Here is a 25771-nt window from a genome sequence, read left to right as displayed (position 1 = left end):
TTCATGCAGCGAGGTTGCCGAAGCAGACATATTTTGCTTCGAGATATTCCAGGAGGCCGTGGCGCGAACCTTCGCGACCAAGGCCGGATTGTTTCCAGCCGCCGAATGGTATCGGGGCGCCGGTGAATTTCGGTGTGTTGACGGCGATCATGCCGTATTCGAGCCGGTCGGTGAGACGCATCGCGCGACTGAGATCGTTGGTGTAGACGTAGGCAGCCAGCCCCATTTCCGTGGCATTGGCGCGTGCGAGCACTTCCTGCTCGTCATCGAAGGGCAGTATCGCCGCGACCGGGCCGAAGGTCTCATCGCGGGCAATCAGCATGTCGTCAGTGACATCGGCGAGCACGGTCGGTGTCACGAAATTGCCGCCAAGCGGGCTGTCCTGTCCGCCGCAGACGAGACGCGCACCGGCTGAAAGCGCCTGCGCAATCTGCTGGCGGCATTTTTCAGCAACCGAAGCGCGCGTCATCGGCCCGATATCGGTGCCGGCTGCAAGGCCATGACCGACGTTGAGCTCCATGGTCGCCCTGGCGAAGGCTTCGACGAAACGATCATAGTGCCCACGCTGGACGTAAATCCTGTTGGCGGCGAGGCAATCCTGTCCCGACGTCGCGAATTTTGCGCCCACACAGCCCCTTACAGCCTTGGAAAGCTCGGCATCGTCGAACAGGATGAAAGGTGCGTGGCCGCCAAGCTCGAGCGAGGCCTTCTTCACAGTCGCCGCCGATTGCGTCAGCAGGATCCGCCCGACTTCCGTCGAGCCGGTGAAGGAAAAGGCACGCACATCCGTGTGTTCGAGCAGGCGGCGCGCAAGCGGGGCCGCCTCCCCGGTGAGAACCTGGAATACGCCGGCGGGCATCCCAGCCTCTTGAGCAAGCTTTGCCAGAGCAAGAGCAGACAAAGGTGTTTCCGGGGCGGGCTTGACGATCATGGTGCAGCCGGCTGCGAGCGCGGCACCCGCCTTGCGGGTAATCATCGCAGAGGGAAAATTCCATGGCGTGATCGCAACCGTCACACCGAGCGGCTGCATCTGCACGGAAAGGCGGCTGCCCGGCAGGTGGCTCGGCATCGTTTCGCCATAGGCACGCTCGCCTTCAGCTGCGAACCAGTCGAGAAAGTTTGCGGCATAGGAAATCTCCCCAAGCGATTCAGCCAGCGGCTTTCCCTGTTCAGCGGTCATGATGACAGCAAGGTCCTGCGCGTTGTCACGCATCAATTTGCTCCAGGAACGCAGGATCTGGCCCCGTTCGACTGGAAGCCTGTCACGCCAATCGAGAAAGGCATTTTTCGCGGCATCGACGGCGGCATCGGCATCTTCGAGCGAGCAGGCCGCGACATCGGCGAGGTGCTCACCGGTTGCCGGATCGATGACGCTGAGCGTCTCTCGCCGGTGTGCCCAGTTGCCGTCGAGAAACGCGCGGCGCTCGATCAGATCGGGTCGTTGCAGGTTTTTCAGCGCAGTGCTGGCGATACCCTTCATGCGGAGCTCCAGGTGGGTTTACAAGGAGACTAGCCGTGCATCATGATCGATAGGCTGCATTGAATTGACGTTCTGTGCAGGAGTTGGGCTTAATTTGCACACTTAACGCAGGATTTCTGCATGACTACTCTCGATAGGGCCGATCGCGCGCTGCTTGACGCCGTCCAGAAGAACAACCGTCTGACCTCGGAAGAATTGGCACAGATCGTCAATCTCTCGCCAACTGCCTGTCAGCGACGACTGAAGCGGCTGCGTGAGGAAGGAGTGATCGAGGCAGACGTGTCCATCGTCTCGCCCAAGGCTGCCGGGCGCGGCATCACCATGATTGTTCTTGTCTCTCTGGAGCGCGAACGGGCAGACATCGTCGATCGCTTCAAGGCGGCGATCCGCGCCACCAAGGAAGTGATGATCGGCTACTACGTGACGGGTGATGCCGATTTCATCCTGGTGATTACCGCGAAGGACATGGAGGACTACGAAGCCTTCACACGCAGGTTCTTCTATGAGAACCACGATATTAAGGGTTTCAAGACCATGGTGGTGATGGATCGGGTGAAAGCTGGCTTTTCATTTCCAATAGAAGATTGACTGTCGGCTGTCGCGCCTTCGAACGTATTTTAGAACAGCCTTATCGTTCCAGGTCTGCCGATTTGCGGCATCCTCCACCGGTGCCGAGAGGGCGCCATCCCCCGAAGGTGACGGCTCTCGACGTTGTAGGACGTGCCCTGATCGTCTCCACCAGATTTCCATTGCTTCAGTTCGTCGCGGTCGAACCCGAAATAGGCAAGCGTTTTGACCGGCGCGGAAAGTTCGCGCTGTCAGCGTTGCTTTCGCGGAATGCGCGCACCGGCGATGACACGATCCGCCATACCCGAGGCAGACTTGGAATTGCGCCTGGACTGAACGCAGCTCGGGCGAGGGTGGTATGCGATTGGAATTATACTCCACCCATGAGAGTAATAGCCATAAATGGCTACATAGACAGGAAATTAAATTGCGAATACAAATTAAGCAATTACTGGGTACAGGGTGCATAACATGAGTCCAATCTCAGTAGCGTTGGTCGACGACCATCCGCTAATGCTGGCAGGATTGACGGAGATCCTTAGGAAGCAGCCGGCATTTGCTGTCGCAGCGACCGGGTCGAGCGCTGAGGAGGCATTGGAGATTGGCCTGCGCCTGGCGCCCGACGTTTTCATCGTCGATCTGATAATGCCGGGAAACATGTTCGACACGATCTCGAAACTTGTCGAAAAAATACGAACAAAGATCCTGGTCTTCACAGCCATGACGGGCAGCGATTACGCTGTGCGAGCACTCAATGCCGGCGCTAGCGGCTATGTGCTCAAAGGCAGCAGCGCCAAGGAGCTCATCCAGGCCATCGCAACCGTCCACCGAGGCGATATGTTCATCACTCCCGCCTTTGCCTGCAAGGTCATAGAAGAGCTCAAGATAGCCTCGCTGCGAAAAGTGACGGGTACGGAAGTGAAGCTCAGCATCCGCGAGGGCCAGATCATCCGCATGTTGTTGCGGGGATTCACGAACCGTCAGATCGCAGCCGACCTGCAGATCGGCGAGAAGACCGTGAAAAACTATATGACGATACTCATGCAGAAGCTGAACGCGCGAAATCGGCTGGAAGTCCTACTCGCCGCTCAAAAGCTTGAGAGTGGAACAGACACCATTCAGCGCCACTAGATACTGTTGCCTTCCATCGGCACGACGACCTCAAGCTCGGTTCCCGAGCGCGGGCCGTGGCGAATCTGAACACGGCCGCCGAAGGCCTCAACGCGATTGCGGATGCCCTGCAGGCCGAGCGGTCTGTGGTTCCCTCTCGGGTTGCTCTTTCCAAAGCCCGGGCCGCTGTCTGCAATGACGACAGTGATGGCCGACAGGTCTGCCGAAGCAAAGACCCGCTGGTCACGCCCGCCGCCATGCCGAAATGCGTTGCTGAGCCCCTCCTGGACAACCCGATAAAGACAGATCTTCAATGGATGCGCGACACGCTCGGGCAACTCGTCGCACTCCGATGTAACTTTCGAACCGGTTGCATATTCGTGCCCGTCGATCGCCATGCGCAGGGCCGCCTTTAGCGGCAAATGTTCTATCTCCGGCAGGACCAGCCCTGTCGACAGTTCACGCAACTCTGTAAGCACCTGGCTTGCGATACGTGAGGGAGCAAGATCGGCCTCTTGCACCCCGGATGCGCTCTCGACGGTCGGGGGCGTCGATGAAACCGGTGCCTCTGTATTTTCCCCAAGCTTGAGGATCAGCAGGCTGAGCAGCTGAACGGGACCATCGTGAAGATCCGCACCAATGCGGTTGAGAAGCTGCTCGTTGGACTTAGAGGCATCCATGCGCGCCCGATCGGCGGCCTTGCGGAGCTCGGTATTCTGCTTGGCCAGCGTCTGAGCCTCGGTCAGTTGTGATTTCAGCGTCATCCTTTGATTGGCAATGATATTGCTCGCCCGTCGAACGATGAGGAACAGCAACGCCATGATGGCCAGTGTTGTTGCGCCGACGATTGCCCAGGTCTGGCGTTGGACCCGGGCTCGCTGGACGACGAATTCGGCGGCGTCCTCGTAGAGTTCTCCTACGGCAATGATGTCGCGCGTGCCGGAACGATAGATCGGCGCGTAGATTTCGATTAACGGTCGGCCGGTGGTCGCCTCTCCTTCCTCACCGTCGTTATGGCCGTCTTCAAGCTGGGCGACGACCTGGCCCGAAAAAGCCAGGTCGATATCCGACGACGGGAAGGTTTTCCCGATGAGAGACTTGTCGGTGCTGTAGATCACTGCCCCATCACTGCGCCAGATCCTGAAGCCTTCGACACGGCGCGCGAGATCGGTGCCGATCAAGAGATCGTCGAGTTCCTTGCGGCGGGCTTCGGCCACCTGGGGGTCGCTCGACGTGCCCTCGATGTGACGAGCAAGAAAGCCCTCCATGTAAAGGGCGCCGGATTCGGCCCGACTTCTCAGCTGATTTGCCGCAATCTGGCCGTTCAGCCACTCTCCCAGGATTGCCATCGAACTGCAGATGACGAGTCCCGCCACAATCAAAAATTGCTTCGTCAAATCAAGGCTGTGCCAAGTTGCCAGGATCTTGGAACTCAAGCCGCCGCAGATCTTCTTGAACGGGACGAAAGTCACTTTTTCTTCCGGGCCTAACGTCCCGGCCTCCTGAAGACCAAAGTCCGTAAATGTCTGCGGACCTTTGGAACTATCTCTTCGCCTTGCCAAAAGACAATATTTGATCGTCGCAGACAATCCTGAAGATTTTCTATCGGCTTTCGCAAATTCATCTCCGAAACGCCGGTAGAAGATCTGCAGCAGAGCTGCCTCTGTCTGCCATCGCAGGCCGGAAAGAAGCATTGCCGGAACGAACCGTTTCCTGAGCAATCCAAAGGGGGGAGTAAAATGGTCACCTATATTCGATCGGATCTCGATTTCATCTTGAAGCAGATCAAAATTGCGGAAGCCGATGCCGCTTTCCGGCAAGGCACGTCGACCGGCGATCCGAACAACGTGGCAAAGCCGCTTTTCGGAGTCGGCGGCTCGATCCCGACCTATAATCTCGCCTGGGGCCTGCGCACTGTCGACGGCACATACAACAATCCGCTGCATCCGGAATGGGGTGCGGCCGACAACGAGTTTCCCGAAAACCTCGGCACGCAGTTCAAGACGGTCATGGTGCCTGGCGGACCGGGAGGCGCCCTGGTTCCCGTGACCTACCAGCCTGGTGTCGACAATGACGGACCCGGCACGGCGGGGCCCAGCGACGTCTTCGACCCGACGGTCCGCACGATCTCCAACCTGATCGTCGATCAGACGCTCGGCAATCCTTCGGCGATCCTGACGGCCCTGCAGCGTGCCGGTATTGTCCCGGCAGCGCAGCAGATGACGGTGACCGCCCAGATCACGGCGGCCTACGAGCCGCTGCGTCCGTTGTTCAACGACGTGGGCACGGCCGAGCGGCTAAACGCCGAGGCACAGGCTGCCGCGTCCGCAAGCCCCGGTAATCAGGCCCTGCAGGACGCCGCCGCCGCGACTGCGGCCAATCTGGCGACCGCGCAAGCGGCGCTTGATGCGCAAGATGACGCTTTAATGGCTCTGCTCGAGGCAAACGGCGTCGAACTCGAAGGCGTCAATGTTGTCATCACCAATGCCGCGCCTGACGAGGGCCTGTCGGCGCCGTTCAATTCCTGGTTCACCCTCTTCGGCCAATTCTTCGATCACGGTCTCGACCTCGTCGCCAAGGGCGGCAATGGCACGGTCTTTATCCCGTTGATGCCCGACGATCCGCTCTATGTCGAAGGAAGCGACACCAATTTTATGGTGCTCACACGCGCCACCCTTGCCGGCCCCGGCGCCGACGGCATCATGAATGACGACCCGGCAACGGCCGTCAACGAAGCTGCCGACAATACCGATCGTCCGGTAAACACGACGACCTCATTCGTCGATCAGAACCAGACCTATACGTCCCATCCGTCTCATCAAGTCTTCCTCAGGGCCTATGTATTCAACGCTGCCGGCGACCCGGTCTCGACCGGCAAGCTCATCGAGGGCGGCAATGGCGGCATGGCGACATGGGCGGACCTGAAGGCGCAGGCCGCTTCCATGCTGGGCATCCAGCTTGCCGACGCCAATGTCGGCAACGTTCCGTTGCTCGCCACCGACCCCTATGGCGAATTCATCCGCGGACCGAATGGTTTCCCGCAGATGGTGACCACCACAGGCCTTGTCGAAGGAAATCCTCTGGCCAATGGAGGATTGGGCGTTGCCGTGCCGGCAAATGCGATCCTGACCGGCCACGCCTTCCTTGCCGATATCGCGCATAATGCGGTGCCGGGTGGACTGGCCGACGGCGACATCGAGATCGGACTTGATAACCCGGGCAACGAGCCTGGAGTCTACGACAACGAATTGCTCGATGCGCACTATGTCGCCGGCGATGGCCGAGCCAACGAGAATATCGGCCTGACTGCGGTGCACCACGTGTTCCACTCGGAGCACAACCGGCTGGTGGAACACACCAAGGATGTTGTGTTCACGGATGCCGTTGCCATGCTGGGTGGCGGCGCGTCACAGGCAGAGGCAGTGGCCTTTTTGAACGAATGGCTCATTAACGACGTTGCCGAGGTTCCAGCCTCGGCGGCTGGCCTCGTCTGGGACGGCGAGCGCCTCTTCCAGGCTGCTAAGTTCGGCACCGAGATGCAGTATCAGCATCTCGTATTCGAAGAATTCGCCCGCAAGATCCAGCCGAACATCAACGTCTTCCTGGTTCCCGACGGCTACGACGTCACCATCGATCCGTCGATCGTCGCCGAATTCGCGCATGTGGTCTATCGTTTCGGCCACTCAATGCTGACGGAATCGATCGACCGCTTCGATCCGAACTTCAACCCAGACCATATCGGCCTGATCGAAGGTTTCCTCAATCCCCTGCAGTTCGAGAACAACGGCGGCACGGAAACTGTCGATGCCGATATTTCGGCAGGCGCCATCGTTCGCGGCATGACGCGGCAGGCGGGCAACGAGATCGACGAGTTCGTCACCAGCGCCCTGCGCAACAACCTGCTCGGCCTGCCGCTCGACCTTGCCACCATCAACCTGGCCCGCGGCCGTGACACCGGTGTACCGTCGCTGAATGCGGCCCGTACGCAGTTCTACAACGCCACCAATCAGGATGTCTTGCTCAAGCCCTATGAGAGCTGGGTCGATTTCGCCGGCCATCTGAAGCACGAGGCCTCGATCATCAACTTCGTCGCGGCTTATGGCACGCATACGCTGATCACCGACGAGACGACACTTGAGGGTAAACGCAATGCGGCACTTACCCTAATCACCGGCGTGTCGGTCGGTGGAATGGAGGTTCCGCTCGATCGGCTCGACTTCCTCAACGCAACCGGGGCCTATGCCGGCGGTTCGCTTGGCGGCCTCAACGATGTCGATCTCTGGATCGGCGGCTTGGCCGAAGCGATCATGCCCTTCGGCGGCATGCTTGGCTCGACCTTCAATTTCGTCTTCGAAATGCAGATGGAAAAGCTGCAGAACGGCGACCGTTTCTACTATCTGCAGCGCCTCGATGGCTTGCATCTCTTCGGCGAGATGGAGAACAACTCCTTCGCCGCGATGATCATGCGCAATACCGATGCGACCCACCTGCCATCGGATGTCTTCTCGACCCCCGGTCTCATTCTCGAGGTCAACCAGACCAGGCAGTTCAACGATCTCGACGGCGACGGTACTCTGGAGAGCACCGATCCGGTTGGCGACGGCATCCTGACGCAGCTTGTCATCCGCAACAATCCGGCAACACCGGGCGCAGACACCAACTACCTGCGCTACACCGGCGGCGACCATGTGGTCATGGGTGGCACTGAAGCCAATGACACCATAATCGCAGGTATCGGTGACGACACGCTGTTCGGCGATGGCGGCAACGACCGGCTCGAAGGTGGCTTCGGCAACGACATCATCAACGGTGGCGACGGCGACGACATCATCGTCGACAGCGGCGGCGACGACAATATCAAGGCCGGCAAGGGCAACGACGTGGTTCACGCCGGCCCCGGTCTCGACCTCGTCATGGGCAATGACGGCCAGGACTTCATCTTCCTGGGCACGGACATGGGCTCGGAAGTCTTTGCCGGCACCGGCAATGACTTCATCTACGGCAACAAGAATGCCGAACGCATCCTCGGCAATGAGGGCAACGACTGGATCGAAACCGGCACATTCGACGGTGCACCCGGGGATAACTTCGACGAAATCTTCTCGCATGACGAGATCGATGGCCACGATGTGTTCCTCGGCGATGGCGGCTTTGACGAGTTCATCGGCGAGGGCGGCGACGATATCTTCGTCGGCAGCGCCGGTCGCGGCAAGATGGTGGGCATGTCCGGTTTTGACTGGGCGACCTACAAGGACAACCCGAACTTCGTGAACGCCGACCTGTCGATCCCGATCGTCTTCGACGAAGCACCAACACTGCCCCAGAATGCTGCGCTCGACGAATACGAGTCGGTCGAAGGTCTGTCGGGAACGAAATTCGGCGATGTCCTGACTGGCACGAACACGCTCGCGGCAGAGCGGCTCCCCGCTACTCAGGGCGGCACCGAGGGCTATCAGGGCAGTGCGCTGACGGCCGAGGGCATCGCTCTCATCCAGGGCCTCCAGGAAATCCTTGGCGCGGGAGTGACGGAATTCAGCGCCGGCGACATCATCCTTGGTGGCGACGGCAGTGACATCATGAAAGGCCTTGCCGGAGACGACATTATCGACGGCGACAAATGGCTCGACGTCCAGATCGGTGTCTTTGCACCAGGCGACACGCAACATACCGGTCAGCCGATCGCGCTGCACAACAGCATGACGACGCTGGCTGCCGCGATGTTCAACGGTTCGATAAACCCTGGCCAACTGGCGATCGTGCGGACCATCCGGACCGATACGACGGCTGGTGATGTCGATACGGCAGTGTTCCAGGGTGCGAGGGGCGACTATACGTTCGGCGCGACTGCCGATGGGCAGGTCACCGTCACAGACGTTACCGAGCTCAACCTCGATGGCTCCGACCGGCTGCGAAATGTAGAGCGCCTGCAATTTACCGATGGCAGCGTCGGCATAATCGTCGGTACCGAAGGCAACAACGTTCTCAATGGCACAACCGGCGACGACCTGATGCTAGGCCTCGGCGGCAACGACGTCCTCAACGGCGGCGACGGCAACGACATCCTCGTTGGTGGGCCGAGCACGGCGGGCACCTCAGGCACTTATGCCGATAATTTCGACAACACCGTGCTGAATGGATCGACGGGGACGGCAGTATGGGCCACGTCTTGGGTTGAAACAGGAGACAACGGCAATACGAACAGCGCAGTCGCAGGCCAGATCCGCATTGACGACGGTACCAACGAGTTGCGCCTGCGCGATGATGACAACGATCCGGGCAACGGCACGGCGACGATCACGCGATCCGTCAATCTGTCGGGCGCATCGAGCGCCACCATCAGCTACACCTACAATGAGAGCGGCTTCGACGCGGGAGAAACGGTCACGGTTCTGTTTGCCGCCGATGGCGTCAACTTCAATCAGACGATCCAGACCATAACCGGCGCATCCAACACAGGATCGATAATCAACTTGCCATTGAACGGACCGTTCGGTGCCAATTCGGCAATCAGGTTCGTAGTGGCCGGCACGAACAACAGCGGCGACTTTGTCGGGATCAATAACCTGTCGATCGCCTTCTCCAGCGCCACCGAGACACTGAACGGCGGCGCTGGCAACGACACCTATGTCATCAATCTCGGCGACGGCATCGACGTCATCAACGAAACAGCCGGTACCGACCGCATCACTGTCGGAGGCACCGTGCCGCCGGCACTACCGGCCGCTCTTACCGGGCTCAACATGTTCGAAGTGACCGCCGGCGGCGGCAACGACGACCTGGTCATCCAGTTCAACGGCCAGCAGGCAACCGTCACCGATCACTTCGACACCGCCGGCGAAGCGGTGGAGTTCATCAACTTCAACGGCAGTACCTTCGAAGGCTATGTTCTGACCGGCGACTATGCGCTTAGCACGGATGACAACGGCGAGCGGACGGCGGCTGTCGGCATCAACACGGCACTCGCAGGCACGACGGCTAACGATACCCTGACCGGCAATACAGGCTTCGACCTGCTGTTCGGCCATGAGGGCAACGATACGCTCAATGGCGGGCTTGGTGAGGATCTGCTCGTCGGCGGCGCCGGTAACGACACGCTCGACGGCGGCGACGATATCGACACGCTGGTCGGCGGCGCCGGCAACGACACCTATATCGACGATACCGGCGAGGATCTGATCGTCGAGGCCGCGGCTGGCGGTACCGACACGGTCGAGACGACAGCGGCACTCTACACACTGGCCACTTTCGCCAATGTCGAGAACCTGACCTATACGGGTGTCGACGCCGACCAGTTCGTCGGCACCGGCAACGATGGCAATAACGTCATCACCGGTGGCGATCTCGCCGACACGCTGACGGGGCTTGGCGGCAATGACACGCTGAACGGCGGCCTTGGTGCCGACGCCATGCTGGGCGGTGTCGGGGACGACATCTATTCTGTCGACGATGCCGGCGACGTGGTGACGGAACTGGCGGCAGGCGGCACGGACCGGGTCGACTCCAACGTCGACTACACGCTCGGGGCTGAGGTGGAGAACCTCAATCTCATCGGCGCAGCGGTCACCGGACGCGGCAACACGCTCGCCAACACGATCAACGGCAATGGCGCCGCCAACCAGCTCTTCGGCGGCGGCAACAACGATACGCTCAATGGTGCCGCCGGAGCTGACCTGCTCGACGGCGGCGATGGCAACGACACGCTGAATGGCGGTGACGACAACGACACCATCATCGGCGGTGCCGGCAACGACACGATCGATGTAGGCGGCGGCGTCAACACCATCATCTACAATTCGACCGGCTTCGGAGCCGATATCATCAACAGCTTCGATGCCACCGGCGGCACGCCGGCGAACCAGGATCGCATCGACCTCAGCGGGCTGGGGATAACGGCGGCGAACTTCGCCAATCGGGTGTTCGAATCCGCCAGTGGCGGCAACACGATCATTACCATCCGCGAGAACGGGCCGGCCTCGACCATCCAGGGCACGATCCAGATCAACGGGGTCAACAATGCCGGTATCGACATCTCCGACTTCACGCTCGCAACTGCCGGAAACGTGATCAACGGCGCCGCAGCCGGCCAGACGCATAATGGCACCGCTGGTGCGGACACGATCAATGCGCTTGGCGGCAACGACACCGTCAATGCCGGAGCCGGCAACGACATCGTCAACGGCGGCACAGGCAACGATACCCTGAACGGCGATGCCGGTGACGATACGTTCAACTGGAACGCCAACAACGCGACAGCGACGTCGCTGGCCAATTCCGACGGGCGCGACATCGTCAATGGCGGCACGGAAGGGCAGGCCGGGGACACTTTCGTGATCACAGGCAACAGCGCGGTTGCAGAAACTTACCGCATCTATACCCGTGCTGCATGGGACGCATTGGCCGGCAACAATGGCGCAAGCCTGAATGCCGCTACAGAGATCGTCATCACGCGGGGCGCCAATACCGATTTTGCCACCTCTGTTATCGCCGAGTTGCGTGAGATCGAAGAGATCCGGATCAACGGTGTCGATCCGTCCGGACCCGGCTCTGCCGGAGGCGATACGTTCCAGGTGATCGGCGACTTCTCGGGAACAAGCCTGCGGCTGAACACGATCACAATTGATGGCGGCGCCGGTGATGACACGATCGACATCTCGGCACTCACCTCTGCGCACCGCATCGTGTTCCGCTCGAACGGTGGCAATGACACGATCGTCGGCACCTTGCGACCGCAGGACGTCATCGACCTGCCCGCGGGCACGAGCGCCGATGATTACGAAATCACGACGGATGAAAACGGCGTGACCACAATGACAAGCAGCCAGCACAGCATTCGCTTCACCAGCGAAGGCGGCCTGCCGCAATTCAACGGCGAGGTCGATGCAGAAGAAGAGGTGCCGACGCCGGAAACGCCGACACCACCCGTTCCCGAAGCAGCAACGGGAACCACGATCGTCGGCACTGTCGCCGCCGATGTGCTTGTCGGCACGGCAAGTGGGGAAATGATCGTAGCATTCGCCGGCAATGATGTGGCGACCGGCGGCGCCGGCAGCGACATCATGCGGGGCGATGACGGTGACGACCTCCTCAGTGGGGAGGCAGGCAACGACATGGTCTTCGGCGGCGCCGGAAATGACGACCTTATGGGCGGCGGTGGAAACGACATGCTCTATGGTGATGCGGGATCCGACCGCATCTTCAGCGACGAGGGCGCCGACATGGTCTCCGGCGGCGCCGGCAACGACACGGCCCATGGCGGCGACGGCGACGATACGTTCATCGCCGAGGCAAGCGACGGCGACGACATTTATTATGGCGATGCCGGCAGCGACACACTGGACATGGCAGCGATAACCGCCAACCTGACGGTCGATCTCGGAAGCGGCTTCAAGGGCAGAGGAAGTGCATCGAGCAGCCAATCCGGCAACGACACGCTCTGGAGTGTAGAGAACGTCGTCACGGGCTCAGGCAACGACACGATCACGGCCAATGCTTCCGCCAACATCATGGATGGCGGGGCCGGAAACGACAGGTTCGTGTTCCAGTCCGAAAAGGATGCGGATGGCGATACAATCATCGGCTTCCAGCCTGGAGACAAGATCGACCTCAGCGCCACGGACGCCAACAACGGTGTCTCCGGAAATCAGACGTTCACATTGGTCGCCGGATCCACGCTCAGCGGCGCTGCGCAACTCATCGTCACCCACGAGACCCGTGACGATGGCGATTACACCGTCGTCCAGGCAAGCGTTGACGGCGATAGCAGTGCCGAGCTTCGCCTCAGCGTAAAGGGGAACCACAACCTCACCACTTCGGACTTCAATCTGTAATGCGCCAAACGCGGCGCGCCGGTCAGACCGGCGCGCCGCTTAGCTCAATATAAGCAGGAAGTGGTGAACGATATGCGTCCTAAAACTCCGCTCACCGGCAGCAAGCGCAAACAGATCGGGAAACTGACCCATGGATTAAGGGGCATATTGGTGTTCCTGGTCATCACGTCGGGGGTTATCAACGTTCTGGCGCTGACCGGTTCCTTCTACATGCTGCAAATCTATGACCGTGCGCTGACCAGCGGCAGTGTCCCAACCCTCCTTGGGCTTTCGGCACTGGCAATCGGCCTCTATCTGTTCCAGGGATTCTTCGACATCATCCGATCGCAAATTCTGGTGCGCATGGGTGCGCGGCTCGACAGTCGGATCGCTCCCATGGCGCATCAGGTCGCGATCGACATGCCGCGGTTCGGCTTTTCGACAGCTGAATCGCTGGAGCGTGGACGCGATGTCGATACGGTTCGTGCCTTCCTCGGCAGTCAAGGCCCGGTTGCCCTATTCGACCTGCCATGGGTGCCGCTCTATCTGATCTTCGTCTACATGCTCCATCCCTATCTCGGAGCACTCACATTCGCCGGCGCGTTCATCCTCTCGATACTGACGATCGTGGCAGAACTCATGACGCGCCGTTTGGCGAGCGCCACGCATAAATCGGGGATAGAGCGCAACGCCATTGCCGATTCCAATGCTCGCAACGCCGATATCCTCAAGGCGATGGGCTTTGCAGGGCGCGCGGTCGATCGCTTCAACCGCGCCAATCAGGACCATCTCGAGCTGCAGACCCGCACCAACGATATCAGCGGTACCTTCGGAGCGATTTCGCGTGTGCTCCGCATGATCCTGCAGTCTGCCGTGCTTGGCCTCGGCGCCTGGTTGACGATCAAGGGAGAGCTGTCGGCGGGTGCAATCATCGCCGCTTCGGTTGCCTCCGCACGCGCGCTTGCGCCCGTGGATCTCGCAATTGGCAACTGGAAGGGTTTTGTCGCCGCCCGTACGGCCTTCAACCGGCTGAAGGAGACGGTCATCGCGCTTTCGGGCACAGTTGCGCCGATGGCGCTGCCAGCGCCTGCCCACTCGCTGAAGGTCGAGAAGATAACAGTCGCTGCGCCTGGCTCGGGAAGGGTCCTTCTCAGTGAAGTCAGCTTCGAGATCGCCGCAGGCCAGGCGCTCGGCATCATCGGTCCAAGCGGTGGCGGCAAGACGACGCTCGCACGCGCCTTGACCGGTGTCTGGCCGACCCTTCGCGGCAGCGTCAGGCTCGACGATGCGGAACTCACGCAATGGTCGGATGCGGATCTCGGCCAGCACGTCGGATACCTGCCGCAGGATGTGGCGCTTCTGGACGCGACGATCGAGGAAAACATCTCGCGCCTGGAGCCGCAGGTCGATCCGCGCGCGATCGTCGAAGCCGCTCAAACCACGGGTATTCATGAGATGGTCGTGCGCATGCCCGATGGCTACCGCACAGCCCTCGGGCCGCAGGGCATCTCGCTTTCTGCCGGGCAGCGCCAGCGCATCGGTCTTGCAAGGGCGCTCTACCGCAATCCCTTCATCGTCATCATGGATGAGCCCAATTCGAACCTTGATGGCGAGGGCGAGATGGCACTCACCCAGACGATCAGGGCAGTGCGCGCCCGCGGTGGCATCGCAATCGTCATCGCTCACCGGCCGAGCGCACTCGCCGCCGTTGATATGGTTGCCGTCATCCAGAATGGAAAGATGATAGCGTTCGGACCCAAGGACGACATCCTCAAGCCATCGGTTGCGGACACTGGCAGCAAACCTGCGGCCGCAGCTCAGGTCGGCTCGCGTATGACAGCGAGGATGTCAGAATGATCGAGGTCAAGGCAACCAAACCCGTCAAGGAAGATCACGACGCGCACGATCGCTATGTTCTCAAGAATGAGGACAAAAACAGTAAAGTGCCGATGTTCCTGACGCTCTTTCTCACAGGATTCGCGCTCTATCTGAAGAGCGCACTGTCAGCGCAGCACGAAGGCCTGCCGGCAGGAGAGGCGGCTCAGCGCCCGTCCACGGATGCCGACGAGGGCCTGCCTGCGACCGATCCCGCCACCACTGGCTCCTTGGCAGGAACAGCGATCGAGGAGGAAGCGGCACCGCCTCCAAGAAAGGCGGGAGGAGTGCATCTGTCCAACCACAAGAACGCCGTGAGCTACCTGCAATCGGACTCGCCGCCGATCGAATTCGGCAGGCTGAACCTGCCGAGCCTTGCTCTCCTGAAAACGTCAGGCGGGATCTCCGTTTCCTTCCACGCATCCAACGATAATGCCTGGACCGTCGCCAAGCCAGCATCAATCGTTCCGGTGCGCATGTCCAAGGATCAGGCCTGGACAGGCGCCGCCGGAGCCGCTTCAGCGACACCGCAGGCGAAAGAGGACAAGCCGGTTCAGCAGGAGAAGGCACACAACCGTGCGCCACGGGTCGGCAACCCGGTGACACTCGCCGATGTTTCCGGCTGCACGATTGCCTTGATCGGCTTGGCCGATTTTTTGCGCGGCACATCGGACCCCGATGGGGACGCACTGTCGGTCAAGGACATCAAAGTCTCATCCGGCAAGCTGGTGCAGGCAGACGGTGGATGGTCTTATCAGGCCGAAGGCCTTGGCCCGGTGACCATCCACTACCAGATTACCGACGGCACCGCCTCGGTGCAGCAGACTGCGCATTTCTCCGTCGTCGAGACCGCACCAATAACCGGTACTGACGGAGACGACCTGCTGGTCGGTACCAGTTGCGTCGATGATATCGACGGACTGGCCGGCGATGACAATATCGACGCCAGAGACGGAAGCGATACCGTGGATGCCGGCGATGGAAACGACAATATCGTTGGCGGCAGTGGAGACGATACGATCTTTGCGGGCAGGGGCAATGACATCGTTCTCGCCGGTCTCGGCGACGACCACATCTTCGGAGGCGCCGGCGATGACCGCCTATATGGCGAGGAGGGTCGCGACAGTATCTTCGGAGACGCCGGCGACGATCTGCTGAGCGGCGGTGCCGATGGCGACATCCTGCACGGCGGCGCCGGCAATGACGCTTTGAAAGGCGATGACGGCAACGACGTTCTCGAGGGGGGAGATGGAAACGACAGCCTCGCCGGCGGCACCGGCAACGATGTGCTGCGCGGCGGCAGCGGCGAGGACACGGTCAACGGCGAGGATGGCAACGACACGGTTGCCGGTGACGCCGACCGGGTGAACGATACTTACGACGGCGGAGCCGGGATCGACAGCCTCGATTATTCTGCGCTTGTGGAGGTGGCCGAGATCAATCTGGCAGATGGCATCGCTTCCGGAGCCGAGATCGGCACCGACTCGATTTCGAACTTCGAAATCGTACGCGCTGGCGCAAACGATGACATCGTTACTGGCAGTGCCGGGGCCGAAGAAATTCATGGCAACGGCGGCGATGACCATCTGAGCGGCAGAGGCGCTTCGGATGTCGTCAACGGCGGCGATGGCAATGACGTCGTCACAGGCGACCTCGATTGCGTGGCAGATAGCTACGATGGCGGAAGCGGAACGGACACGCTCGATTATTCAGCCGCACTCATGTCCGTCGTCGTTGATCTCGCTGCTGGTAGCGCATCCGGCCAGGAGATCGGCACCGATGGAATAAGCAACTTCGAGATCATCAGTACCGGCGAAGGTGACGACCTCCTGCGCGACGGCGACGATGCCGATTGTATCCTCGCCGGTAAGGGCGATGACACGGTCGCCGCGGCTGCCGATGCGGCGGATGACGACTTCCGGGGTGAGGACGGTTTCGACACGATCGACTATTCCCAGGCCGCCCACGGCGTGCTTATCGACCTGACAACAGGCAAGGCCACCGGTTTCGATGTTGGTCATGACAGCATCGACGGATTTGAAAAAATTATCGGTGGTTCGGGCGATGACGTCGTCCGGGCCGGACCGGTGGCTATTGTCGTCGAGGGCGGGGCGGGGAGCGACACGTTCGAGTTCAGCGTTCCTGCAAGCCAAAGTGCCGAGGTCGTCCATCAGATTCTGGACTTCATGGTCGGGGACCGTATCGACGTGTCCAAGTACAAGATCTTCGAGGAGGTCATGGACGGGCTGGAGGATCGCTTCGAGGATATTTACGGCGAGAAGGCCGACTCCGAGCCCCTGCCGATACGTGTACGTCATGAGGGAACGGATGACATGAGCCGCACCTTCATCGAAGTCGATATGGACAAGGATCAACATTACGAAATGACGATCAATCTGACGGGGCACCATCTCCTCGTGATCGTCGAGAATACCTGAGCGGGAGACAAGACGTGTCTGCAAAGCAACCGAAAACTCAATATGCTCCCTCACCCGAGGTGAACAACGCTTTCCCTGTCACATCACGAGTTCTTGCCGGTATAGCGCTCGGCCTCCTGCTCTTTGCAGGGGCAGGCGGCTGGGCAGCGACGACCCAGCTGCAAGGCGCGATCATCGCGTCAGGCGTCATCAAGGTCGATCGAAACCTGAAGTCGATCCAGCATCGCGACGGCGGGATCGTCAGTGAGATCGCAGTCAAGGAAGGAGACGTCGTGAGCAAGGGGCAGGTCATGCTGCGCCTCGACGATGCCCAGACGCGCGCCGAATTGTCGATCGTCAAGACGCAACTCGTCGAGCTCGCGGCACGCCAGGCGCGCCTGATCGCCGAACGGGACAATCAGGAGGAACTCGCTTTCGAGCCTGCGTTCAGCGCTGAGTTTCCCCTTATCTCATCCGGCGAGCTGCGATTGTTCGATGGAAATCGTCGCAACAGGCAAAATCAGAAACAGCAGCTCCAGTACGGAATATCCCAACTTGAGGAGGAACTGAAAGGCCTCGTCGCGCAGCATCAAGCAAAGGCCGATGAGCTCGATCTCGTGAGGGTCGAACATAGCAAGATCAAAGGCCTGGCGGACAAGAAACTCGTCGACACGTCCCGCAAATACGTGATCGACCGCGAACTCGCGAAGCTGACGGGAGAGAGCGGAGAGATCCAGGCCAATATTGCACGGTCGCGAGCGCGGATGAGTGAGATCCAGGTCCAGATCATTGCCATCGATGAAGCTGCGCGCACCGAGGCGCAACGAGAGCTGAGTGTCGTCGAACCGAAGCTGTCCGAATTGCGGGAACGACGGATCGCTGTCGAAGACCGGCTGTCACGGACAGATATTCGGGCGCCACTGACCGGGACAGTGAACGAGCTTTTCGTGCATACGATCGGCGGCGTCATTACACCGGCTGAAAAGCTGGTGACGCTGGTGCCGGCCGACGCTTCGCTGAAGATAGAGGCGAGGCTCTCCCCCACCGATATCGACCAGGTTTTCATCGGCCAGGACGCCAGGCTGCGGTTCTCCGCCTTCAACCAGCGTGCAACGCCCGAACTTGACGGCAGCATCGCTTACGTCTCCGCAGCCACCAGCACAGATCCAGCGACAGGCCAGATATTCTACCTTGCCGACGTAGCCGTGACCGCAACAGAGCTCGCCAGACTTGGAAACAAGAAGCTTCTTCCCGGCATGCCTGTTGAAGTCTTCGTCTCGACCAAAGAACGGACAGCGATGTCGTTTCTCGCCAAACCGCTCACTGATCAGTTCAGCCGGGCATTCCGCGAGGAATAGTTCCTTATTCGATCGCCTGCCGCAGGGAGTGACAAGACGAAATATCCCCTCGTTGTCTGACCCTGCAGAACTGGGCGGAGCCGGTTCGACTTGCAAGCCCGGACCTGAGGGTGCAAACTCGGTCCGGAGCGAAAAAGGGACGTCGCAGAAGCGTCCTGGAATCCGGCGTTACGGCGCCTGGTCCCCCGAACTCGATGAAGCCGGCGCATGTCGCGGCGGCCGCGAGAAAGGGTGACCAGAATGTCCTCGCAATCCAATTCCCGTTTCGTTGTCGTTCACGAAGACGACGTCGGCATCAGCCACGGCGCCAATACTGCTTTCCGCGAGCTCACCCGCCTGGGGCTGTGCACCGCCGGCTCGGTGATGGTGCCGTGCCCGTGGTTTGCCGAAATCGCTGCCATCGCCCGCGACAATCCGGAACTCGATCTCGGCGTGCACCTGACCCTCAACTCGGACATGAAGCCCTATCGCTGGCGTCCGCTGACCGGTGTTTCGAATAGGGGCCTGACCGATCCCGACGGTTATTTCTGGGCCGAGGTCCCCGACGTGCGCCGCAACGCCGATCCGGCGGCGGTGGAGCGCGAGCTGCGCGCCCAGATCGAGGCAGCGCTTGCTGCAGGCATCGATGTGACCCACCTCGATTGCCACATGGGTACCGCGATGATGCCCGAGTTCGTTACCGTCTACGAGCGGCTGGGTGCCGATTACCGCCTGCCGATCCTCCTGATGAAGGACTACATGACGTTCTCCGTTATGGACTATGTCGGTCCGGTGACGACTGCGGAATTCGACGCAGCATCGGGAAGGGCGCGCCAGCGCGGGAATCCGATTGTCGACCTGCAACTGGAAACGCCCTGGGCATGGCCGCAGGGCATCGAGGCGGCCTATCGCGACCTGTTCTCACGTGTGCCCGAAGGCGTGAGCTGGCTTGCGCTGCATTTCAATGCACCCGGCGAGATTGAGCACATGGCGAGCGATGCGGCGTTCCGGACGGGAGAATATGAGTTCTTTCGCAGTGGACGGGCCGCAGAGCTGATGGCCGAATTCGGCATAGTGCCGGTGGGTGTGCGGAATTGGCGGGACCGGATGTGCGGATAGGAGACGATCCATGCCCAAATCAAGGAGGTATGATCCATGGACATTTTCATGGTCGTTCTAGATTGTGCGAAGTGCGCTGCCGGATGCGCGCTGACACCGCGTGCAGCTACAGATGTGACTGTGCCGAGGATCGCCGTCCACTTCGAGGGAAAGAGCGCCACAGGTACATTTCCGCATGCTAGGTGGGCATGAGGGCCGATCCGCATTGCCATTGGCTGCCGGTCCTACGATCCGGAATCGGCATGGTCTATCACCTTCGAATTCATGGCCTCGGAACCGCGCGGGGCGGCTACCAGAATGCCTGAACGGCGACGACGGCGACGATAAATGCAACCACGACCACTGAAGCCATCCGTAAAACAGTGCGATTGGCTTGGGCAAGTACCTGTGGCTTCGGGTCTCGCTTGGGATTGAATTTGTGGCGACGTTTCTGTGGTGCTGCCGCCTGGGACGGTTTGTTTCCTGCTGCCATGGCTGTTTCGCTCGACGTAGTGGATTTCTGCAAAGCTAATTTAGCATGAAAGCTACTTGACGCGGCGGTGACGTCAAGCATTGCGGCGAACAGCGAGCGCCGCCTGCCGAGACGAAGAGGAACAAATGAGAGCTTGTGCGGTTCATGCCTCACACAACAAAGGAGGAATCTCATGGACCATAGCAATCATGTTCGGCTGACACCGGATGAACTCACCCCGACAAACCTCGAAGGCGCGACCGTCTACGGAGCTAATGACCAGAAGGTTGGAACGATAGATCACATCCACGGGACCAGCCTCGCCGTTATCGACGTGGGCGGGTTCCTCGGTATTGGAGCCAAGCCAGTTGCCGTCCCATTCAAGGATTTCGACTGGATGAGAGATGAGGACGGGGTCATTCACGCCGTGACTGGCTGGACCAAGGATCAGCTCAAAGACATGCCCGAGCATCGGGATTGAAGCGAGGCCCGGCCCAAGTGCCGGGCTTTCCGCTCCGCGGGTGTATTATTCCGCATTGTTCTTGTGATGGGTGAAGACATGGAAGCGCAAACGATCTTTTTTGATAAAAGCGACTGGGTGCCCAACAACCAGACGCTTCCGGTTATCGTCTATCGTGAAATCTTCATCTGCGATGATGGTTGTGAGGAATTCGCGCGTCTATTCACCTCGCACGGATGGGAAGGTGTCTGGCGTGATGGTGTTTTCGATTATCAACACTATCACGCGGGCGCTCACGAAGTGCTTGGTATCGGCAAAGGAACGGCGAAACTTCTGATCGGCGGCCCCACCGGTAAAGTGTTCGAGTTACACGCGGGAGATTGTCTCGTCCTTCCAGCGGGGACGGGACATCAAAACCTGGGCGCAAGCAGTGATTTTCGAGTGGTTGGCGCCTACCCGCCAGGCCAACACGCTGACGTTCAGACAAGCGCTGCGACCGCAGAATTCCTCAAAACGATCGCCGAGGTCGCGTTGCCCGAAACCGATCCGGTGCAAGGCGCCTCCGGCCCGCTGTTCGAGGCCTGGCATCTCGGCAATAGATAAGGCAGCCGATTCAGGCGTTGATTCAACCCGCATCGTCTTCGTGCGGGTTCGACCGGAAGGGGGCCAAGAGTGTTGATCTAGGCTCGGTGCCACCTGGAACAGGGAAGATCCGACCATTGGCCGCGAAGACATTATCGATGTCGCTCGCTCGCGCGGTCTGGCAGGTGATGTGGGAGGCGCGTGCATGGACGGTTGTCTATCACCGTCAAAAATACTCGGCGAGCAAACGAAGAAGGCCCCGCTGCTGGTGAGGCCTTCGATCTTTATCATCCGCGCCTCGTCACAGCCGAGAGCCCGGATTTCTGATCAGAACGTGCGCTGCAGACGCAGGAAGCCCGACGTGACGTCTTCGGCACCATCCGGATCGAGATACTGAAGGGAGATCTTCGCAGCAAAATTGTCGACGAACTGGTAGTCGATCGTCAACCCGACCTTCCAGGCATCGTTGTCGTCGTTGAATTCGTCACCGACGATGCCGTAGTGGCCGTAATACTGGAACGCCGGAGTGAACTTCAGCTTGTCGGTCGCCTTGACAGCATACTCGCCAGCGACAACCCACTCAGCCTTGTTGTAATAGGCATTCGGATTGCTGGAGTAGATACCGGCGAGGCTGAGAATGCCGGGGCCGATAGGAACCGTACCCATGGCGCGAACGGCGCCTTCTTCATTGTCGGTGTCGTAACCAGCCGTGACCTGATACGTGAACACACCTGCCCTGCCAGCGACGGCGACTCCTACGCCCCAGTTGTTGGCGGCTTCACCACGGTAGAATGGGCTGTCTTCCAGTTCGTCAACGCTGATGCCGGCGTAGAATTCGCTCGTCTCATACTGGTAACGGATGGAGTTATGCAGGGTGACCGGGGAGCCGATATCGTCGGTTTCGCCGGTGAGACCATCGTCCCACCAGGAGTAGAAGAGACCAGCGCGGAAGCCGGCGATATCGATATAGGCGGAGTCGAGCTGGGCCTTCTGGTCCGTCGCATTGTCGGCATTCGTCTGGATGACGACGAGACCGGTGAGCGGGCCGTATTCGGTATCGCTCTTGGCCGTGAACTGAACCTGGCCTCGCGTGCGGGCGTCCCAGTCGGAATCGTTCGGAACAGAACCGCCGCCGCTCGCGCTGATCGAGCTTGCGTTCGGAGCAACGTCAACCTGAAGACGGATGTAACCGTTGATCTTCAGGCAGGTTTCCGTACCCGGGATGTAGAAGTAGCCGGTGCCGTAGGCGTCGCAGACGCGGACGTATTCAACCGGTTCCGCTTCTGCAGCGACGATCGCGTCAGCAGCCTGAGCGCCGGAAACCACTGCCATAGCGGCTGCAGAGGCAAGGAGGAGACTCTTGATATTCATGATGATCCCTTTTCGTTGAGGCGCCGATCCTTGGGAAAACGAGGCGTCACGATAACGAGATCGGATCGCATGGACTATGAGCTCACGCAACAATATGACAGTTTATGACAGGTCGAGCGCAAGTAGTGTATCCGAAACCACACATCACACTCACCGACGGAAACGTCGTTGATCGGGAGAGCGTTGCGCTGCAAAAACTTCGTCTGAACCGGGCGCGCCTCCGGAAATGCCTGTCACCAAAGCCTCTTCATATCGAGAAACTCGTCCACGGCGCCTTGTGCTCTGGCGGTCAAATCGGCTTTCTCGGGGTGAGGAGCAGGCTGTCTGCAGCTGATTTGCCAGGATGGCTTAGTCCTCGATGACCTCGATCTCTGGTAGGCCGGCGAGCGACAGGCGCAGGCGGCCGCGCTCGGCACGTTCCAGCATGATAGGCCCGGCCTTCTCCTCCAGCCGCCGGCGAAGAAGGATGAGCCGGGTCTCAAGGTTGTCCTTGAAATCCGGCAACTGCAGGCGCCGGTCGCGGCGGAGCTCGCGGTTCAGGAAGTCCTGCTTGCCGCTGCGCCGGTAATCTTCAAGAAAGTGCAGTAGCAACCGGCCCGGCACGCCGCGGATCAGGTATTCATCGTCAACGAACAACGAGCCGTCGCGCTGATAGAAGCGCACTGCGATCCGGCGACCGGCCGGCAAGTGCTCCACCGGCGAACCGGCCTCGGCGCCCCGGCTCGTCTCGGCCCGCTCTGGCCCATCAGACAGGAAGGAGAGGGCGGTGGCGAGGTGTGCTGCCACCACCGTCAGCGCTTCTTCGTCTCGGTGCCGAAAGGTGAAGCGTTCTGCCGACTCCAGGAAGAGCACGCCCACGAGCGCTCCCCGTGCGGCGAGCGGCAGCGCGATCTGGCTGAGCGGCTTGTCGAGAGCCGGAAGCGGGATCGGCGTCGCATCGTCGACGCCCGCCATGGCCCGCACCGCCTGAATATAGCGCAGGCCGCGGCTGAGGTCGGTGATCCGCACGTTGCGCTGCTGTTCGGCTGCAGCCCCGATAATGCCGCGTCCGAGCGGCACCTCGGCACCGAAGCCGAACTGGTCGTAGCCGCGGCTGGCGATCGTCGTCAGGCCGCCGCGTTCGCCGTCCGGCACCAGCACCATGGAATGGTGATAGCCGAAGAGCTCGCCCAGGCCCTCGAGCGTGGCGTCCAGCAGGGTTTCCGGATCGCTGCAATCCGACATCCGCGCCGTCAGCCGCGCCACCTTGCCCATCAGGTCGGGCAAAGACAGCGGCTCCGGCTCGACCAGCGGATGGGCGGCCGGCACGGCCCGACAGTCCTCCACCCGGTAGATGTCGACAGCGCGCAGCTTCATGATCCCGCTCATCCGGCTTTCCAGGATCGCCAGATGGATCGCTACCCGCTCGAATGTCTCGCCCTCTGTTTCGGAGCGTATGAACACCAGGTCGAGCACGTGCTGCTGGCCGCTATAGCCATCGACCACCATCACGGTCGCAAGCCCGTTGCGCGCCACATTGGCGGCGGTCTTGGAGAAGAACTGGTTGGAGAGCGCGACATGCGTCTCGTCGACGTAATGCACGTGCGAGAGGTAGGAGATATTGGGCATTCCGTCGTCATCGGTGGTGGCGATGATGGAGGGGATGACGCCTTCAAAACTGTCCCGCAGCCTATCGAGCGGGATCATGCGGCAGCTTCCGGCGTCAGCCTGCGTCCGGCGCCCGGCCCCGGCGTCTGCTCGAAGATCGCCTGCGGTGCGATCGTCAGGCAGACGAGTTCCTGATCCGAGAGCGTGCTGGAGAGCTGCATCCGGGTGACACCGAGCGCCATCATGCGCGCCAGCTGCTCTGCGACATAGGCCTCGCCCCGTGCCCGATGGGCCTCATCCGCCGGCCCCGCCTCCACGACCCGGCCTTTGATCTGGCAGGCCTTGTAGTCGGTGGCCCGCACATAGGTCGTGGCAATCGGTCGGCCCACCAGCGCCTCGCCCACGGCTCTTGGCCATTGGCTGCGGGAGGCGAGAAAATGCAGATGCCCGCTCTGCCGGTCGACACGCACGCCGGAGCCGCGGCCGATCATTGGCCGGCCGGCCTCGTCGCGCGTCGCAAACAGTATCATGACGGGACTTTCTATGAATTCCACCAGTTCCGGCCCGAGCAATGCTTCCCTCCCTGAGACCAGGCGATGATAGTTAGTTAGGATATTCTTAGCAATCGTTCCAATTGCTTAGGATGGTTTTAGGAAGCGCCTCGCAGTGGCCTCGGCTATCTCCCGCTTATCAGCCCGGCGCAGAGAAAGAGGCTCCGGCCAACGAGAGGAAGACCAACATGAGCCATGAATTCTCGCTTACCAGCATCCCCGATCTCAACGGTCGTTACGATATTTACGGCGCGATACACAAAGGCCTGCGCAAGGCCGGCTGCGACCTGCTCGCCCGCCTCGGCACGGCCGATTTCCAGAACGTCGAGGAGACGGTCTTCCTGATCGGCGACCTGCGCCATTACCTGATGCTTGCCGCTTCCCACGTCATGCACGAGGACGACAACATCCACGTGGCACTCGCCGAAAAGGGTGTCTCGACCGTCACGCTGGATGAGCAGCACGACGACCACCGCACCGCCTTCCGGGAGCTGGAAGAACTCGTTGTCGCCTGGGAAAAGGCCTGGCCGTTGCACAAGTCCGCCTGCGGCCGCAAGCTCTATCTCGCCTTTGCCGCCTATCTCGCAGACGATTTCGCGCATATGCACGAGGAAGAGGCGGTGACCGGCCCTCTGCTGTGGCGTCACTTCAACGACCAGGAAATATTCGGCATCGAGATGCGCATCATCGGCTCCCTGCCGCCGGAAAAGAGCATGGCCTTCATGCGCATCATGATCCCGGCGATCAATCCGGCCGAGCGCGCTGCACTTTTGGGCGCCATGAAAAAGGATGCGCCGCCGGAAATCTTCCAGGCCGTCATCGACTTCGCCGTCCGTCCGGGGCTTTCGGCCGGCGATTTCGCCAAGCTTGCCGATGCGCTGAAGCTGGCAGCCTGAGAGGCGGGCGGCGGGCAGTCGACAGATCGCCCGCTGCTTGCCCGCAACGCTAGGAGAAAATTCATGTGCAAACCGAATGGCGCGGCTGCCATGCCGGTCGAATGTCCGTATCGCGGCGATTGTCGTCTCTGTCCGACGTTATCCGTAGTTCCGGCGGCGGGG

At 60.5% G+C, this 25771-nt stretch carries 16 protein-coding genes and 2 pseudogenes; 12 read left to right on the top strand and 6 right to left on the bottom strand.

Annotated elements, in window-relative coordinates; translation table 11 throughout:
• Nucleotide 1: 1 nt before the first annotated feature.
• The gene (locus tag LVY75_08765; protein ID XAZ20205.1) at nt 2–1480 is read right to left on the bottom strand and encodes an NAD-dependent succinate-semialdehyde dehydrogenase; all 1479 of its coding nucleotides are present in this window, start codon (nt 1478–1480) and stop codon (nt 2–4) included.
• Between the two features lie 120 nt (nt 1481–1600).
• Between LVY75_08765 and LVY75_08760 the strand changes: the two genes are divergently transcribed.
• Nucleotides 1601–2068, top strand: coding sequence for an Lrp/AsnC family transcriptional regulator (locus LVY75_08760; protein ID XAZ20204.1), 468 nt, complete (start codon nt 1601–1603; stop codon nt 2066–2068).
• Between the two features lie 450 nt (nt 2069–2518).
• A complete protein-coding gene (locus LVY75_08755) occupies nt 2519–3178 on the top strand; it encodes a response regulator transcription factor (protein XAZ20203.1) in 660 nt (219 codons plus the stop codon).
• On the opposite strand, the gene LVY75_08750 is transcribed toward LVY75_08755, so the two are convergent.
• Entirely contained in the window at nt 3175–4977 is a 1803-nt protein-coding gene (locus LVY75_08750; GenBank protein XAZ20202.1) for an ATP-binding protein, read from the bottom strand. The two genes, LVY75_08755 and LVY75_08750, sit on opposite strands and share 4 nt — an antisense overlap.
• Nucleotides 4978–5583: 606 nt before the next feature.
• Between LVY75_08750 and LVY75_08745 the strand changes: the two are divergent.
• The 7 genes and pseudogenes from LVY75_08745 (at nt 5584) to LVY75_08715 (ending at nt 19711) form a co-directional block, all read left to right on the top strand.
• Nucleotides 5584–8169, top strand: a pseudogene (locus LVY75_08745) (hypothetical protein).
• Between the two features lie 963 nt (nt 8170–9132).
• A pseudogene (locus LVY75_08740) lies at nt 9133–9231 on the top strand (calcium-binding protein).
• Between the two features lie 666 nt (nt 9232–9897).
• A complete protein-coding gene (locus tag LVY75_08735; protein ID XAZ21367.1) occupies nt 9898–12984 on the top strand; it encodes a hypothetical protein in 3087 nt (1028 codons plus the stop codon).
• Between the two features lie 72 nt (nt 12985–13056).
• Nucleotides 13057–14820 (top strand): type I secretion system permease/ATPase, encoded by a 1764-nt coding sequence (locus LVY75_08730; protein XAZ20201.1) that lies wholly within the window; start codon nt 13057–13059, stop codon nt 14818–14820.
• Nucleotides 14817–17276 carry a cadherin-like domain-containing protein gene (locus LVY75_08725; GenBank protein ID XAZ20200.1) on the top strand — a complete coding sequence of 820 codons (2460 nt, stop codon included), beginning with the start codon at nt 14817–14819 and terminating at the stop codon, nt 17274–17276. The genes LVY75_08730 and LVY75_08725 overlap by 4 nt, the downstream gene beginning before the upstream one ends.
• A 14-nt stretch (nt 17277–17290) precedes the next feature.
• Nucleotides 17291–18613 (top strand): HlyD family type I secretion periplasmic adaptor subunit, encoded by a 1323-nt coding sequence (locus LVY75_08720; protein XAZ20199.1) that lies wholly within the window; start codon nt 17291–17293, stop codon nt 18611–18613.
• Between the two features lie 240 nt (nt 18614–18853).
• Nucleotides 18854–19711, top strand: coding sequence for a polysaccharide deacetylase family protein (locus tag LVY75_08715; GenBank protein XAZ20198.1), 858 nt, complete (start codon nt 18854–18856; stop codon nt 19709–19711).
• Between the two features lie 289 nt (nt 19712–20000).
• Here the strand turns inward: LVY75_08715 and LVY75_08710 are convergent, their stop codons facing one another.
• On the bottom strand, nt 20001–20357 hold the full coding sequence (locus tag LVY75_08710; protein XAZ20197.1) for a hypothetical protein: 357 nt from the start codon (nt 20355–20357) through the stop codon (nt 20001–20003).
• Between LVY75_08710 and LVY75_08705 the strand changes: the two genes are divergently transcribed.
• Both LVY75_08705 and LVY75_08700 read left to right on the top strand, forming a co-directional pair.
• A complete protein-coding gene (locus LVY75_08705; GenBank protein XAZ20196.1) occupies nt 20356–20643 on the top strand; it encodes a PRC-barrel domain-containing protein in 288 nt (95 codons plus the stop codon). The two genes, LVY75_08710 and LVY75_08705, sit on opposite strands and share 2 nt — an antisense overlap.
• Nucleotides 20644–20721: 78 nt before the next feature.
• Nucleotides 20722–21225, top strand: a complete 504-nt coding sequence (locus LVY75_08700; protein ID XAZ20195.1) for a cupin — start codon at nt 20722–20724, stop codon at nt 21223–21225.
• 306 nt (nt 21226–21531) lie between these two features.
• Here LVY75_08700 and LVY75_08695 read toward each other — a convergent pair whose 3' ends face one another.
• The 3 genes from LVY75_08695 to LVY75_08685 all read right to left on the bottom strand — a co-directional run bounded on the left by LVY75_08695 (nt 21532) and on the right by LVY75_08685 (nt 24734).
• On the bottom strand, nt 21532–22575 hold the full coding sequence (locus tag LVY75_08695) for a porin (protein ID XAZ20194.1): 1044 nt from the start codon (nt 22573–22575) through the stop codon (nt 21532–21534).
• A 348-nt stretch (nt 22576–22923) separates the two neighbouring features.
• Complete coding sequence (locus LVY75_08690) at nt 22924–24261, bottom strand: GAF domain-containing protein (GenBank protein ID XAZ20193.1); 1338 nt, start codon at nt 24259–24261, stop codon at nt 22924–22926.
• Entirely contained in the window at nt 24258–24734 is a 477-nt protein-coding gene (locus LVY75_08685; GenBank protein XAZ20192.1) for a hypothetical protein, read from the bottom strand. The genes LVY75_08690 and LVY75_08685 overlap by 4 nt, the downstream gene beginning before the upstream one ends.
• 167 nt (nt 24735–24901) lie before the next feature.
• On the opposite strand from LVY75_08685, the gene LVY75_08680 reads away from it, so the two are divergent.
• Entirely contained in the window at nt 24902–25609 is a 708-nt protein-coding gene (locus tag LVY75_08680; protein ID XAZ20191.1) for a hypothetical protein, read from the top strand.
• The last annotated feature ends 162 nt before the right edge of the window (nt 25610–25771 follow it).

The organism is Sinorhizobium sp. B11, assembly GCA_039725955.1.
Taxonomy (GTDB): domain Bacteria; phylum Pseudomonadota; class Alphaproteobacteria; order Rhizobiales; family Rhizobiaceae; genus Rhizobium.
The sequence above is the reverse complement of the archived record's forward strand: the minus strand, read 5'-3'. Positions and strand labels throughout refer to the sequence as shown.